The sequence below is a fragment of the Rhizobium phaseoli genome (genome assembly GCF_003985125.1).
GTDB classification, from domain to species: Bacteria; Pseudomonadota; Alphaproteobacteria; order Rhizobiales; family Rhizobiaceae; genus Rhizobium; species Rhizobium phaseoli.
Genome location: NZ_ML133565.1, coordinates 277,468 through 291,589, shown reverse-complemented (window position 1 = coordinate 291,589; position 14,122 = coordinate 277,468). Strand labels below are relative to the sequence as shown.

The window sequence follows — 14,122 nt, the reverse complement described above, 5'->3', positions numbered from 1 at the left end:
TGTCTCGCAAAAGTGTGCAGCGGTTTTGCGATAAAGACATGCGTAAAAACAAAGACCTAAAGCGTGACAAGCGAATCCGAAAGATCGCGACACGCTTTAGAACAGGACGATTTTAGGCCTGCCAGCCGGTGGCCTCTGCTGCAATCATATATCCTTCGCGATGCGCAGGCCGTCATAGACGGCGGCATGCGTGTTGCGCGCAGCGACAGCGTCGCCGATCCGGAACAGCTGGAATTTGCCCTCGGGATTGCGAACGACCGACTGCGGTTCACCAGCCAGAAGCTGGTCATGCGACATCTCGCCGAGGTTGCTCGAATTGGGCTTCAGCTCGAAATAGAGCTCATCGAGCGGAATGGTCCCGTGATTGACGACGATCTGGTCGTAGCTGCTCTGCTTGGCAATCCCGCCGTAATCGCTGCCGACATGGGCAACAAGCTGATTGCCGCTCTTCTCGACCGCTTCCAGGCGATATGTGACGGTGAAGGTCACGTCATGCTTCTGAAGGGAGCGCATATAGGGCACAAGGTTCATCGCCATGACCTCAGGCGCGAAGGACCGGTCGGGCGTCATGATCTCGACCTTGGCGCCCGCCTTGGCGAGAAATTCCGCCGCCTGAAGGCCGGCATGGTCGCCGGCATCATCGAAAATCAGCACGTTGGTGCCAGGCTTCACGTCCCCGGAGATGATGTCCCATGAGGAGACCACCAGCTCGTTGCCCGTCGAAAGCACCTCGGTATGCGGCAGGCCGCCGGTCGCGATAATGACGACATCGGGGTTTTCGGCTTCGATCGTGTCGGCTTCCGCCCAGCTGTTGAAGTGGAAGGTCACGTCGTATTTTTCGCACTGGCTCATACGCCAGTCGATGATGCTGATCATCTCTCTGCGGCGTTCGCTCTGGGCGGTGAGGCGGATCTGGCCGCCGGGATTGTTCGCCGCTTCGAAAACGACCACCTTGTGGCCGCGTTCCCCGGCAACCCGCGCCGCCTCGAGACCGGCCGGACCGGCGCCGACGATAACGACCTTCTTCTTCACATCGGCCTTATCAAGGATATGCGGCATGGTCAGTTCGCGGCCGGTGGCGGCATTGTGGATGCAATAGGCGGCGCCGCCCTGATAGATGCGGTCTAGACAGTAGTTGGCGCCGACGCAGGGGCGGATATCCTCTTCCCGTTTCTCGATGATCTTGCGGACAATATGCGGGTCGGTCATGTGGGCGCGGGTCATGCCGACCATGTCGACCTTGCCGGCCGCAATCGCGTGGCGCGCGGTTGCGACGTCGGGGATCTTCGCCGCATGGAAGGTCGGAAATTGGGTGGCGGCGCGGATTTCGCCGGCGAAATCGAGATGCGGCGAATTCGCCATGCCCTGGATTGGGATTACATCGGTCAGGCCCGCGTCGGTGTCGATATGGCCGCGGATCACATTCAGGTAATCGATGAGGCCGCTTTCCTTCAGGCGCTTGGAGAATTCGAGGCCTTCGGCCTTGCCCGTGCCGCCGGGAAGACATTCGTCGGCCGTATAGCGCAGGCCGAGAATGAACTCGTCGCCTACCCTTTTCCGGATCGCCTTGAACACGTCGAAACAGAAGCGCAGACGATTGTCGAGCGAACCGCCATAGGGGCCATCGAGCTCATTGGTGAGCGGAGACACGAACTGGTCGATCAGGTGGCCGTAGGCCTCGAGCTCGACACCGTCCATGCCGCCCGCCTTCATGCGCTCGGCCGCATCGGCGAAATCCTTGATGATGCGCTCGATATCCCAGTCTTCCATCTTCTTCGGGAAGGCGCGGTGCGAAGCCTCGCGATGATGCGACGGCGCCACAACCGGCAGCCAGTCGCCCTTGTCCCAGCGCGTGCGCCGGCCGAGGTGGGTGAGCTGGATCATGATCGCCGCCCCCTCCCCGTGCACCGCATCGGTCATTTCCCTGATCCACGGGACGATCTCGTCCTTATAGGCGAGCAGGTTGTTGAAGACCGGCGGGCTGTCCTTGGAGACGGCCGCCGAACCCGCCGTCATCGTCAGGGCCACGCCGCCCTTTGCCCGCTCCACCGTATAGGCGCGATACTTTTCCTTCGGCATACCGTCTTCCGGATAGGCCGGTTCGTGCGAGGTCACGATGATACGGTTGCGCAGCTTCAGATGCTTGAGCTGGTAAGGCTGAAGGAGAGGATCATTCGACATGGACCGTGGTTCCGGATTAAAAACGACAAAGGAACGCTATGCGCAATGTACATATGTGTCAACGAAGAAAACAGACGGGTCGTTATTTTCGACACATATGTACATTTTTCTTGTGCGCCGTGTCGTAATTTGATAGGAGTTAATTCATGGATCAGGCTTTGAACGACACTGGCTGGCGCGGATCGCAGGAGGGATGGCTCGAAGCAGCCTACCATTCCCTGCTCGAGTCGGGCGTTGACTCGGTGAAAATTCTGCCCTTGGCGAAGAAGCTCAACCTCTCCAGGACGAGCTTCTACTGGTTCTTCAAGGATCGAGAGGAACTGTTGAGCGCATTGGTGGCGCGGTGGCGCGACAAAAACACTGGCAACATCATCAAGCAGTCCGAGGCTTACGCGGAATCGCTGGCCGAGGCGATGCTCAACGTATTCGATTGCTGGCTCAACACCGATCTCTTCGACGCGAAATTCGAGTTCGCCATCCGCAGCTGGGCGCTGCAGTCGGACGAGCTTTTGGCCGAAGTTCAGCACGCCGACCAGATCCGACTGGAGGCGCTGAAGCGCATGTTCATGCGGTTCGGGTTACCAGAAACGACATCGGATGTCAGAGCGCGAACAACATACCTCGTGCAGATCGGCTACATCTCCATGCAGTCGAGGGAGGATATCGCCGTCCGCATGAAACGGATTCCGGAGTATATTGCGATCTACACGGGCGAAGTGCCGCAGCAGAGGGAGCTTGATCGCTTCTTCTCCCGGCACGGCTATAGGCCCAGTTAGAGGAAGGCCGGCGATGAGCGTTTCCTTGAGAATCGGCATAATCGGTGGTGGCGGCTGGCTGGGCGGGGCAATCGCCGGCTCGCTCATTGATGCCGGCGTGGTCGATTCTCGAAATCTTTGCCTCTCCTATCGCAGCACACAGCCGCGCCGCTTCCCGAACTCCTCCTGGACGTCTGACAACCAGGCGCTTGCCGATCGCTCTGACGTGATCATTCTCTCGGTGCGCCCCGGTGACTGGCATGGCCTGACGGTCGACGCCGACGGCAAGCTCGTCATCTCGGTCATGGCGGGCGTCCGACTGAATGCCCTCTCAGAACGCCACAACACCGGTCGCGTCGTCCGCGCGCTGCCGAATGCTGCCGCCGAAGTGGCCAGATCCTATACGCCCTGGATCGGCGCGAGCGGTGTCACCGCAGACGACCGGGCCATTGTCGGCGCCATTTTCGAGGCTTGCGGATCACAGGACGAAGTCGCAAGCGAAGGCGATATCGACTACCTCACCGGCCTTTCCGGGTCCGGCCCGGCATTTCCGGCACTGCTCGCTGCCGCCATGATGAGCGACGCCGTCGCCCATGGCCTTCCGGCCGAGATTGCCCGCCGCGCCGTCAATACGGTGCTGGTCGGCGCCGGCCGCCTGCTGGAACGTCGCGACGGATCTGCCGCCGATACCGTTGCGGCCTTTCTCGACTATCGCGGCACAACGGCGGCAGCCATCCAAGGCATGCGCGCCGCCGGGTTCGACGCTGCGGTGGCAGACGGACTATCGGCAGCATTCAAGAAATCGGTGAGTATGGGAGACGCTTCCTGACAACCGTTGAGGGCGGGTACTGCGGCACCCCGCCCGGCTAGATCAGCCGCTAAATAGAGGGAACGAGAATGAAGAAACTACTCGCATCGACATGTTTGACGTTCGGCCTGCTCGGCGGTGCGTCTTTCGCCAGCGCCGCCGAATGCGGCAGCGTCACCATCGCCAGCATGAACTGGCAGAGCGCCGAAGTTCTCTCCAACCTGGACAAGTTCATCCTGAACGAAGGTTATGGCTGCAGCGCCGACATCACCGTCGGCGACACCGTCCCGACGATCACGTCAATGGCGGAAAAGGGTCAGCCTGATATCGCCCCGGAAGCCTGGATCGACCTGCTGCCTGATGTCGTCAAGAAGGGCACGGAAGAAGGCCGTATCGTGCAGGTCGGCTCACCGCTGCCCGACGGCGGCGTACAGGGCTGGTGGATTCCGAAATATCTCGCCGACGCCCATCCCGACATCAAGACCATCGGCGACGTGCTGAAGCATCCGGAACTCTTCCCTGATCCAGAGGATCCCAAGAAGGGCGCCATCGTCAACGGCCCGCAGGGCTGGGGCGGCACGGTCGTCACCTCGCAGCTCTACAAGGCCTTCGGCGCCGAGAAGGCGGGCTTCACCCTCGTCGACACCGGTTCTGCTGCCGGTCTCGACGGTTCGATCGCCAAGGCCTACGAACGCAAGGAAGGCTGGGTCGGTTACTACTGGGCGCCGACCGCGCTTCTCGGCAAGTATCAGATGGTCAAGCTCGAAGCCGGCGTGCCGGAGGATGCCGCCGAATGGAAGCGCTGCATCACCGTCGCCGACTGCCCCGATCCGAAGCCCGCTTCGTGGCCGGTTGATCACGTCGTGACCCTCGTTGCCAAACCCTTTTCTGAAAAGGTCGGCCCCGAGGTCATGGATTATCTGAAGAAACGCTCCTGGAGCAACGACACGGTCAACAAGCTGATGTCGTGGATGACCGACAACCAGGCGACCGGCGAAGACGGTGCCAAGCACTTCCTGGAAGAGAACAAGGACATCTGGACCAAGTGGGTCTCGCCGGAGGCAGCCGCGAAGATCGAAGCTGCTCTCTAAACAAAAATAGCGGTGCGCGAAAAGCGCACCGCTTCTCACGCGCCGACAAAATCAAAAAGACTGCCACGGCTGTTTGACGAAAGGGGAACCGAGATGGAATGGTTTTACAAATTCCCGCACATGAACGATGACGCGCTTCGCAATCTGAAGAAGGCGATCGATGACGGCTTTCGCGGATTTACCCGCAGCTACGGCGACGGCATCGAAAGCCTGTTCGTGCCGCTGCAGCATTTCCTCATCGCGGCCGAACGTTTCATGACTCAGACGCCATGGCCGATCATCACCGCGATCATCCTGGCCATCGCCTGGTTTGGGAGCCGCAGCCTGAAGGTCGTCGCCGGCTGTCTGGTGACGCTGATGCTGATCGGCTATTTCGACATGTGGGATGACACGATGCGGACGGTCTCGATGATCTTCGTCTGCACGGTTCTTTCCATCGCCATCGGCATCCCGATCGGCATCCTGATGGCCCGCTCCGACCGGCTGCAGCGCATCGTCAACCCCATCCTAGACGTCATGCAGACCATGCCGAGCTTCGTCTACCTCATTCCGGTCGTCATGCTGCTCGGCATCGGCAAGGTGCCCGGCCTGATCGCCGTCGTCATCTACGCCATCCCGCCGATGATCCGCCTGACCGATCTCGGCATCCGCCTCGTCGACAAGGACGTGCTCGAAGCCGCCGACGCCTTCGGCACCTCGCGATCGCAGAAACTGTTCAAGGTGCAGCTGCCGCTGGCGCTGCCCACCATCATGGCCGGCATCAACCAGACGATCATGATGGCGCTCGCCATGGTGGTCATCGCCTCCATGATCGGCGTCCAGGGCCTCGGCCAGCCGGTGCTGAAAGCGATTGCCAACCAGTACTTCACGCTGGGCATTTTCAACGGCCTTGCCATCGTCGGCATTGCCATCATCTTCGACCGGGTCAGCCAGGCATATGGCAAAAGGCTCCAGAAGCATCGGGAGACCGTTCATGGCTGAGCATCATTTCGGCGGCATCAAGATCCGCCACCTCTACAAGATCTTCGGCCCCAACCCGGCCGCCCATGTCGAGGCGGTGCAGAAAGGCCTGACAAAGACCGAGCTCAACCAGAAATACGGCCACGTGCTCGGCCTCAGGGATATCAATATCGAGATCCCCTCCGGCTGCATCCAGGTCGTCATGGGCCTGTCCGGATCGGGCAAGTCGACGCTGATCCGCCACATCAACCGGCTGATCGACCCGACATCCGGCGAAGTGCTGGTCGACGGCGTCGACGTCGTGAAGATGAACGAGACCGAATTGCGGACGTTCCGCCGCCAGCAGACGGCGATGGTGTTCCAGAAGTTTGCGCTGCTGCCGCACCGCAACGTCCTCGACAACACCATCTTCGGCCTCGAAGTGCAGGGTATGGAGCGGGCCAAAGCCATCGACATCGCCATGCGCTGGCTGGAGCGGGTCGGCCTCAAGGGCTTCGAGCAGCGCTATCCCAACCAGCTTTCCGGCGGCATGCAGCAGCGTGTCGGCCTGGCGCGGGCGCTTGCCAACGATGCGCCGGTGCTTCTGATGGACGAGGCCTATTCGGCGCTCGACCCGTTGATCCGCACCGACATGCAGACGGTGCTTCTCGACATCCAGAAGGAAATCAAGAAGACCATCGTCTTCATCACCCACGATCTCGACGAGGCGCTGCGCCTCGGCGACCAGATCGCCATCCTGCGTGACGGCGAAGTCATCCAGCAGGGCACCAGCCAGGACATCGTGCTGCGCCCGGCCGACGAATACATCGCCAATTTCGTCAAGGAAGTGAACCGGGGACGGGTCGTCCATGTCGAAGCCGTCATGACCCCGCTGCACGCCGGTGCGGCACCGGTCGGACTGGCGATTGCGGCCGGAACGACGGTCGAAGAGGCCGTCCGGATGCTGGCCTCGACGCCGGCCGACGATGCCAGGGTGGTTACACCATCGGGAGAAACCCTGGGGCTCGTCACCTTCCGCCAGCTCGCCGGCGCGATGGTGAATTCGCATGAGGTGGCCGACCGGCGCGACAACACTCTTTCAGTCGCACTCTGAACCTCCGCGCGGCGTCTCTCGGTTTGGTCGGCGACACCGATATCCGGTGCGTAGCCATGCGATGCAACCGGATCGTCTTCGGGGCGCATTTGGGAAACATGGCCAGAGGCGGCGTGCCTGGTGACCAGCACGTCGCCTATTATGCCGATCGCCTCACCGGGCGGCGCCGGGACGATCGTGGTCGAGCCGATGCCGGTTCATCCCGCCGTTGTTCTCACACGCGGAAACTACCGTCCCGGCGACAACAGCGTTAAGGCGACGACCGAATCAAGCAGGTGCGTCGCGATCCAGCAGCTCTACCACGTCGGCGCACATGGCAATTCCGGAATTCGTACCGCACCAGGCACCTCTGCTTTCTACGAGGCCGGTGAGTCGCATTGGAGCTCTGATGCCTAGTGGCAAAGTCGCCAGAGCAAAGCGCCAGCCTGTACATATTGCGCAGGACCAGTCCAGACTGCGTCGCGAAAAGGCGCTCGACCGACAATATCGACGCGGGACAATTGCTCCATGGCTGCGGAACACTAAAGTAACCGTGACCGGGGCCATGATGGTCTACGGTCTGAAGCCAAACCCCTCCATCGATGACCCCAAATGATGGGAGGGGCTCCATTCATACGCACTCCATCCCGTGCGTATGCAACTGCCTGTCAGCCTGCCGAAGGCTATCTCGAGCGGTCCACTTTAGAACCTTCGGCAGGCGACTTTTGCGCGGGGCATTAGAGCGCGCCGACTGCGCAGGCTGGCTAATCGTTTTATCATCAGATTACTACTAAAAGCAGCAGCGCCGAGGCTTGCCAAGTGCTGCCGGTTCTGTCAGTTCCTGCCGAGCGGCCAGGAAAATCCGACCGATGGGCGTTGTCGATAAACTGTTCAAAAGCTTCCCTTTTCCAACACCTGCCAGGGTCGTCCTCGTCGTGAATTCGTTCAGTCGAACAGCTTTCGATGCCAGAAAGCTCGTCCGCCACGCCGCCACTTGGTGCGCTGCCCCCCCATTTTCGTTAATATGCGGCGAGGTCTCGCCCTTCGATCCGTCCATCAGGTCCTGACGAAAGCGCGGAGGAAAAGGCGATGTCAGCAGGTGTGGCCACAAAGAGGGACGTACGTCATCATCATGCAACCAACACCTCCCGCCGTATTCGGTCGGAAGAAATAACGGGAACAGCATGACGGAAAACAGCGCAAAGCCATTCTCCTTCCGATTCCATGGTTCGTCCTTCGACAACATGGTGGAAACCCTCGGTGGTGCATTTGGCGCATTTGATGCCGAGCCCGTCGGTCGCGCCAAGGACTTCCACTGGGGACTGGATTTTTCGGTGGCGGACAGCGCGGTCCTGCTGACCGGCTATCATGAGGCGGAGTTCCAGTTCAACATCGAGCCGACCGGCACCACGGCCGAATATCTGTCGCTGGTCGTCCCCCGCCGCGGCGGCATGGGAGTGACCTATGGAGCGCGCAAGGCCGAGGCCGGGAACGGGAAGTTGCTTCTCTACAACAATTTCGAACCCGACAGCGTTCTCATGCATGGGCAAGGCAACGTCATCGACGAACTGCTGATCAACTGGCCCGTCATCCTCCAGACGATCGGCCAGACTTTCGAAATGCCGTTTAGTGGATCGCTGGACCTGCTGCCGGAGCTGGATCTGTCGACGCCGGTTGGCCGGACGATCGGCAATCTCACCGAAACGATCATATCGGGGATGCGCGACGACGGCCCGTTGCTGGAGTCGCCGATCGCCATGGCGCACATGACACAGGCGCTGGCCGATCTGGTCGTGCGCATGGTGCCGCACCGGTTGTCGCATTTCCTCGAAAAGGGACCGGCCCTGATCGCTCCGCGGCATGTGCGCAGGGCAATCGAGTTCATGCAGGCCAATATCGATCAGCCGATCACCATGCCGAAGGTGGCCGAAGCAGCCGGCGTCTCGAGCAGGGCGCTCGAAACCGGTTTCCGCGCCTTCAAGGGAACGTCTCCCGCCGCCTATCTGCTGATGCTTCGTCTGCGCGCGGCGCGCCAGGACCTGCTCAATCCCGAAAGCAAAGAGACGATGAAGGCCATCTGCCTCAAATGGGGCTTCTTCCATTTCGGCCGCTTTTCCGCGGTCTATAAAACGACCTATGGGGAATACCCCTCAGACACGCGGAAACGCGTGAGCCGCCGATAAGCCGGGCCGCATCGCCGTCATCGCGAAATCACTGCACAATTTTGTGCGACAAGCCTCAGGACCTGGCCAATCTGTAAAACACTCGCATCGTCCTCGGATCCCGCTTGACGATCTCAAGCTTATCTTCATGCTCGGCGAGCGCGTCGAGTTCCCGCAGGACAAGCGCATGCGCGATTCCCAGCCTGCGTGCAAAGGAGCGGCTGTCACATGCGATGTTGAGGTCCGCGGCGACGAGCAGACCGGCCTGGATCGCGGTCAGCCTGGCATCCCTATCTTGTGCCGTAGCGACAAGGGCGAGAAATCGGTCGGCGTCGGACGTCTCTTCGCTCACGCGGCATTTCGCCGACGGAAGGAAACCATGATTGATTTCGAGGTCGGCGTGTCGCTTTCCTCGCCGGCGCTGCCAAGCGGCACGAGCACGTTCAGCTCGGGATAATAGCCGGCGATGCTGCCCCGCGGAATGTCATAGGGGACAAATCGGAAATCCCGCGCGACGCGCTCGATGCCGTCATCGTGCTCGCCAACGACATCGACGCGGTCGCCGGCCTTGGCGTTGATCGCCTTCAGATCTTCCGGATGAATGAAGATGACCTGCCGCTCTCCGTAGACGCCGCGGTAGCGGTCATCGAGGCCGTAGACCGTGGTATTGTACTGATCGTGCGAGCGGAATGTCTGCAGGGCGAAGCGGCCCTCGCCTATTCGCGCACGCTGGTGCACCGTCTGCTCGGGAAGCGCCTGGCAGGAGAATGACGCTTTGCCGGTGGGCGTCTGCCACTTGCGATGGGCGGCGGCATTGCGCAGATGGAAACCGCGCGGCTTGCGCAGGCGCTTATTATAATCCTCGAAGCCGGGAATGGTCGCCTCGATATGATCGCGGATGCGATCGTAATCCTCGGCAAGTTCCGCCCAGTCGACCACGGCAGAGCCGACCGTCGCTTGTGCAATGCCGGCAATGATGGCGACTTCCGAAAGGAGAAGCGGTGAGGCCGGACGATTGATGCCGGCGGAACCATGCACCATGCTCATCGAATCCTCGACGCTCACGAGCTGGGAATTGCCGGTCGCGTTGAGGTCCATCTCGGTCCGTCCGAGACACGGCAGGATAAAGGCCGTTTCGCCCGGCATCAGATGCGAATGGTTCGGCTTGGTCGCGATATGCACCGTCAGTTTCAGCCGCCGAAGCGCTTTCTCGACGAGGGCACTGTCGGGTGTGGCGCGGGCGAAGTTGCCGCCAAGCCCGATGAAGGCCTCGGCCGAGCCGTCGAGCATCGCGCCGATCGCGGCAAGCACATTATGGCCGTGCTGGCGGGGGACCGTGAAGCGGAAATGCGTCTCCAGCGCATCGAGGAAATCCTCCGAGGGCTTTTCGTCGATACCGACAGTTCGGTCGCCCTGCACATTGGAATGGCCGCGCACCGGGCAGAGGCCAGCACCCGGCCTGCCGATATTGCCGCGTAGGAACATGAAATTGGCGATCTCGCGGATCGTCGCCACGGAATGCAGATGCTGGGTCACACCCATCGCCCAGGTGCAGATCACCCTTTCGGCCTTGATATAGACATCGGCCGCCCGTTCAATCTCCTCTCGGCTAAGCCCCGACTGGTCCTCGATCTCGGCCCAGCTCGTCGCCTCGACCGACGCTTTGTATTCGGCAAAACCGGCGCAGTGCTCGGCGAGAAAGGAATGATCGAGGACAGACGGCAGGCCGGCTGCGGCCGCCACCTCTTCCGCGGCCAGCACAGCCTTCGCCATGCCCCTGATCGCGGCCATATCGCCGCCAAGCTGCGGCTGCAGATAATGGCTGGCAATATCGGTCGAGCCGCGGCGCAGCATTTCGATCTTATCCTGCGGATCGGAAAAGCGCTCCAGGCCGCGCTCGCGGATCGGATTGAAGACAACGATGCGCGCGCCGCGAAGCGCTGCCCGCCGCAGGTCGCCGAGCATTCGCGGATGATTGGTGCCCGGATTCTGGCCGATCACGAAAATCGCCTCGGCCTCTTCGAAATCCTCCAGCAGCACCGTGCCCTTGCCGACGCCGACCGCCGGGCGCATGGCGATGCCGCTCGCCTCGTGGCACATGTTGGAGCAATCGGGAAAGTTATTGGTGCCGTAGACGCGCACGAACAACTGGTAGAGGAAGGCAGCCTCGTTGCTGGCCCGGCCGGACGTATAGAATTCCGCGCGATCAGGATTAGCGAGGCCCTTGAGGATGCTGCCGATTTCGGCAAAGGCAACCTCCCAGGCCACCGGCAGGTAGCGGTCGCTTGTTGCATCATAGCGCATGGGATGGGTAAGGCGCCCGTTGAGCTCAAGCTCGTAATCCGAAAGCTGGCGAAGCTCCGAAACCGTTCTTTTCGCGAAAAACGCCGGCGTTGCCCGTTTTTCCGTCGCTTCCCACGCGACGGCTTTAACCCCGTTCTCACAGAACTCGAACGACGATCCGTGTTCCGGATCGCCCCATGCGCAGCCCGGGCAATCGAACCCATCCGGCTGGTTCGCCTTCAGCATCGTTCGCGCCCCGGAGATCGGCATTCCACTTTGCAGCAATTGCTTGCCGCAACTCTTCAAAGCGCCCCAGCCTCCGGCTGCCGCCGATTTCTTCCCAATGAATTTTGTGCCCATGCGCCCGTGTATTGTCGAAGCCGGGCAAACATCAAGGCCATTCAAGCGATGGTTTGATAGAAAAATCCTATTAAAGGCCGCAGTCTCGAGAAGGGACCCGGGTGTCGCTTAGCCGGCGTCCTTCAGCGCATGCCCATTCTCGCGCAAATGCGCGAGAATGCGGTTGCGGCCTTGCGTCTTGGCCTCGTAGAGCGCGGTATCGGCCTCAGCGAGCAACCGGTTCGGACTGGCCCGCAACATTGCCCCTGTCGCGCAAGATATGCCGATACTGGCGGTCACACGTCCGAATTCGCTGCCGGAATGAACGATATTCTCCTGGGCGAGGCGTCGTGCGAATTGCTCGGCGACGATCATTGCACCCTTGGCGCTGGTGTCGGGAAGGAAGACCACGAATTCCTCTCCGCCATAGCGCGCCACGATGTCCGCCGGTCGGCTGACGGATTGGCGCAGGCATTTGCTGACGACGCGCAGGCATTGGTCGCCGGCGGGATGCCCGTAGGTATCGTTGTAGGCCTTGAAACGGTCGATATCGACCATCAGGAGACTGAAAGGCGTGTTTCTCCGAGCGTTGCCCGCGGTTTCGCGCGCGAAGACTTCGTCGAAGGCGCGGCGATTGACGATGCCGGTAAGTCCGTCGGTCTCGGCCAGATTCTTCAGTTGTTCCGCCGACAGCCTGAGCGCGATTTCCGCCTGCTTCGTCGCCGTGATGTCCGAGACGACGGCCATTGCCGTGCCGTCATCTGCAAGTCGCGTCCGGATGCTGCGCCAGTCGCCGTTGTGAAGCTGAACCTCTTCATCCTTGTTGCTATGCAGGGAAGCTGTGGCGGCCTTGATCCATTCTTCCACATTTCCTTCCGGGATACCCTGCCGTTCGCCGGTTGCGACGACGCGGCGCAGGATGTCATTGATATGGGCGCCGACCACGCGAGCCTCTCCGGAAAGCGGGAACGCATCGCGATACTGTTCGTTGCAAAAGAGAATAAAACCTTTGCTGTCGTACATGGCGATGCCATCGGACATGCTGGCCATCGCATGCGACAGCAGATTCTTGCTTTCGCGCAATTCCCGCTCCAGGGCGGTGCGCTCCGTCACATCCCGTGTTACGCCGGCCAGACCGATCACCCGCCCCTGCTTGTCGCGCAACGGAACCTTGGAGGCGAGCAGGAATCTGCCTTCTATATGCTCTGTGGAATCGATCAGCGGCACGCCGGTGTCTATGACCTGCTGCTCGAGATAATAGAGTTCCTCGGCGAGCGGCCGCGACATCAGATTGAAATCCGACAATCCGATCATTTCCGCCGTCGTTCTGAAACGGAAGAGGCGGGTCATGTTTTCATTGACGGTGATGAACCGGCTGTTTCGGTCCTTCACATAGAGATAGTCGGGCGATTGCGAAAATGCCGTGACCAGAATGCTGCGTTCCAGCTCCCATTGCTGCGTTTTCAAAAGGACGAAGCCGCCCAGCACGGTGGCCAGACAATTCAAAGCGGTCAGCGGAAAACCGGCCCCGGCAAGTACATGAGCGGTCACGAGAGTGGGAAGCAGGGCCATGGATGCAACCAGAGCGCCGCCGAGGGCGAGGCTCAGCACAACAACGTCCGTGAAACCTGGAGATCTCTTGCGCGTCAAGAGATGACCGGCCACCCCGATCCCAGCGGTGATAGCGATCGTGACTATCCCGTCGACCATCGCCGTTCCGCCGACGGCAAAGCGAAAGGCGATAGCCAGTGAAGCGGCAAAAGCCGCAGCGATCGGCCCCCCGAACATGCCGGCCAATGCGAGCGGCGAAAATCGCAGATCGATATAGATGCCGGGGTGAAATTCGATGGCGAGCAACATGGATCCGACAGAGGCGCCGCCGGCTATGATTCCGAAGGCGATCCTCTCTTGTGTGATGGATCGGCGCTGAAACTGAATCGAAAAGAGCGCCCAGAGCGACATTGCCAGGGATACGAAGGAAAGGTTGCCACCAAATTGTGTCCAGATGCCATTCACTGCTTTGGATCCACTTCCAAACCACCTAAGAAAACTGTCATACGACGATACTGGTTTGAGCTTCGTTAAACCGCAGGGCGGACGTCTCGATCGCTGCTGGTGCACCGGATATGCAGGCTTTCGACGCATGCGGAAGGCACGATCGGAATGAGTTGCGTGAGGTTTAACACCGCGCAACGTCGGTCGCGTCGCGACTGAAATTTCCAACCTGCGCTTCGATTCCACTTCAGATGCGTTATTGTCTAGAATTCAGCCGCGCGCGTGGCGGCGGAGGCGAAGATTGGCACCCGCAATCTGGCAAAGGAGTTCTCAATAATCTTCTTGCGGGACATGATGCCGACATCCGGCGCTCGAGCGTGACCGACATCATAGCTGCGCGCGCGAGGCGATCAAACCAACCCCGTTGAGGCACAGCGCATCTGTTCGAGCGGGGAACGGCAAGACGAACATAGGAC

The 14,122-nt window shown here is 60.6% G+C and carries 11 protein-coding genes; 7 read left to right on the top strand and 4 right to left on the bottom strand.

Annotated features, from left to right (window positions below; translation table 11 throughout):
- Positions 1-144 precede the first annotated feature (144 nt).
- Positions 145-2,181, bottom strand: a complete 2,037-nt coding sequence (locus EFD56_RS01360) for an NADH:flavin oxidoreductase (protein ID WP_004671992.1) — start codon at positions 2,179-2,181, stop codon at positions 145-147.
- A gap of 146 nt (positions 2,182-2,327) precedes the next feature.
- Here EFD56_RS01360 and EFD56_RS01355 point away from each other — a divergent pair, with 146 nt between their 5' ends.
- The 7 genes from EFD56_RS01355 to EFD56_RS01320 all read left to right on the top strand — a co-directional run bounded on the left by EFD56_RS01355 (position 2,328) and on the right by EFD56_RS01320 (position 9,050).
- Positions 2,328-2,957: a TetR/AcrR family transcriptional regulator gene (locus EFD56_RS01355; RefSeq protein ID WP_004671993.1), complete on the top strand. Its 630-nt coding sequence runs from the start codon at positions 2,328-2,330 to the stop codon at positions 2,955-2,957.
- Positions 2,958-2,970: 13 nt separating this feature from the next.
- Positions 2,971-3,765, top strand: a complete 795-nt coding sequence (locus EFD56_RS01350; RefSeq protein WP_037114205.1) for a pyrroline-5-carboxylate reductase family protein — start codon at positions 2,971-2,973, stop codon at positions 3,763-3,765.
- A 68-nt stretch (positions 3,766-3,833) separates the two neighbouring features.
- Positions 3,834-4,835, top strand: a complete 1,002-nt coding sequence (locus tag EFD56_RS01345; protein ID WP_004671995.1) for an ABC transporter substrate-binding protein — start codon at positions 3,834-3,836, stop codon at positions 4,833-4,835.
- Positions 4,836-4,928: 93 nt separating this feature from the next.
- Entirely contained in the window at positions 4,929-5,816 is an 888-nt protein-coding gene (locus tag EFD56_RS01340; RefSeq protein WP_012490081.1) for an ABC transporter permease, read from the top strand.
- The gene (locus EFD56_RS01335) at positions 5,809-6,888 is read left to right on the top strand and encodes a quaternary amine ABC transporter ATP-binding protein (protein WP_037146335.1); all 1,080 of its coding nucleotides are present in this window, start codon (positions 5,809-5,811) and stop codon (positions 6,886-6,888) included. The genes EFD56_RS01340 and EFD56_RS01335 overlap by 8 nt, the downstream gene beginning before the upstream one ends.
- Positions 6,889-7,008: 120 nt before the next feature.
- The gene (locus EFD56_RS01330; protein ID WP_406550207.1) at positions 7,009-7,284 is read left to right on the top strand and encodes a hypothetical protein; all 276 of its coding nucleotides are present in this window, start codon (positions 7,009-7,011) and stop codon (positions 7,282-7,284) included.
- Positions 7,285-8,051: 767 nt separating this feature from the next.
- The gene (locus EFD56_RS01320; RefSeq protein WP_037146337.1) at positions 8,052-9,050 is read left to right on the top strand and encodes an AraC family transcriptional regulator; all 999 of its coding nucleotides are present in this window, start codon (positions 8,052-8,054) and stop codon (positions 9,048-9,050) included.
- Positions 9,051-9,105: 55 nt separating this feature from the next.
- On the opposite strand, the gene EFD56_RS01315 is transcribed toward EFD56_RS01320, so the two are convergent.
- The 3 genes from EFD56_RS01315 to EFD56_RS01305 all read right to left on the bottom strand — a co-directional run bounded on the left by EFD56_RS01315 (position 9,106) and on the right by EFD56_RS01305 (position 13,667).
- Entirely contained in the window at positions 9,106-9,381 is a 276-nt protein-coding gene (locus EFD56_RS01315; protein WP_037146339.1) for a hypothetical protein, read from the bottom strand.
- Entirely contained in the window at positions 9,378-11,672 is a 2,295-nt protein-coding gene (locus EFD56_RS01310) for an FdhF/YdeP family oxidoreductase (protein WP_126904445.1), read from the bottom strand. Before EFD56_RS01310 ends, EFD56_RS01315 begins: the two co-directional genes overlap by 4 nt.
- Positions 11,673-11,780: 108 nt before the next feature.
- Positions 11,781-13,667 (bottom strand): diguanylate cyclase, encoded by a 1,887-nt coding sequence (locus EFD56_RS01305; RefSeq protein WP_064826441.1) that lies wholly within the window; start codon positions 13,665-13,667, stop codon positions 11,781-11,783.
- Positions 13,668-14,122 lie beyond the last annotated feature (455 nt).

Coding starts and splice junctions, on each gene's coding strand:
- EFD56_RS01320 (WP_037146337.1), top strand. CDS start 8,052: ATGACGGAAAACAGCGCAAAGCCATTCTCCTTCCGATTCCATGGTTCG.
- EFD56_RS01360 (WP_004671992.1), bottom strand. CDS start 2,181: ATGTCGAATGATCCTCTCCTTCAGCCTTACCAGCTCAAGCATCTGAAG.
- EFD56_RS01345 (WP_004671995.1), top strand. CDS start 3,834: ATGAAGAAACTACTCGCATCGACATGTTTGACGTTCGGCCTGCTCGGC.
- EFD56_RS01355 (WP_004671993.1), top strand. CDS start 2,328: ATGGATCAGGCTTTGAACGACACTGGCTGGCGCGGATCGCAGGAGGGA.
- EFD56_RS01350 (WP_037114205.1), top strand. CDS start 2,971: ATGAGCGTTTCCTTGAGAATCGGCATAATCGGTGGTGGCGGCTGGCTG.
- EFD56_RS01340 (WP_012490081.1), top strand. CDS start 4,929: ATGGAATGGTTTTACAAATTCCCGCACATGAACGATGACGCGCTTCGC.
- EFD56_RS01310 (WP_126904445.1), bottom strand. CDS start 11,672: ATGGGCACAAAATTCATTGGGAAGAAATCGGCGGCAGCCGGAGGCTGG.
- EFD56_RS01335 (WP_037146335.1), top strand. CDS start 5,809: ATGGCTGAGCATCATTTCGGCGGCATCAAGATCCGCCACCTCTACAAG.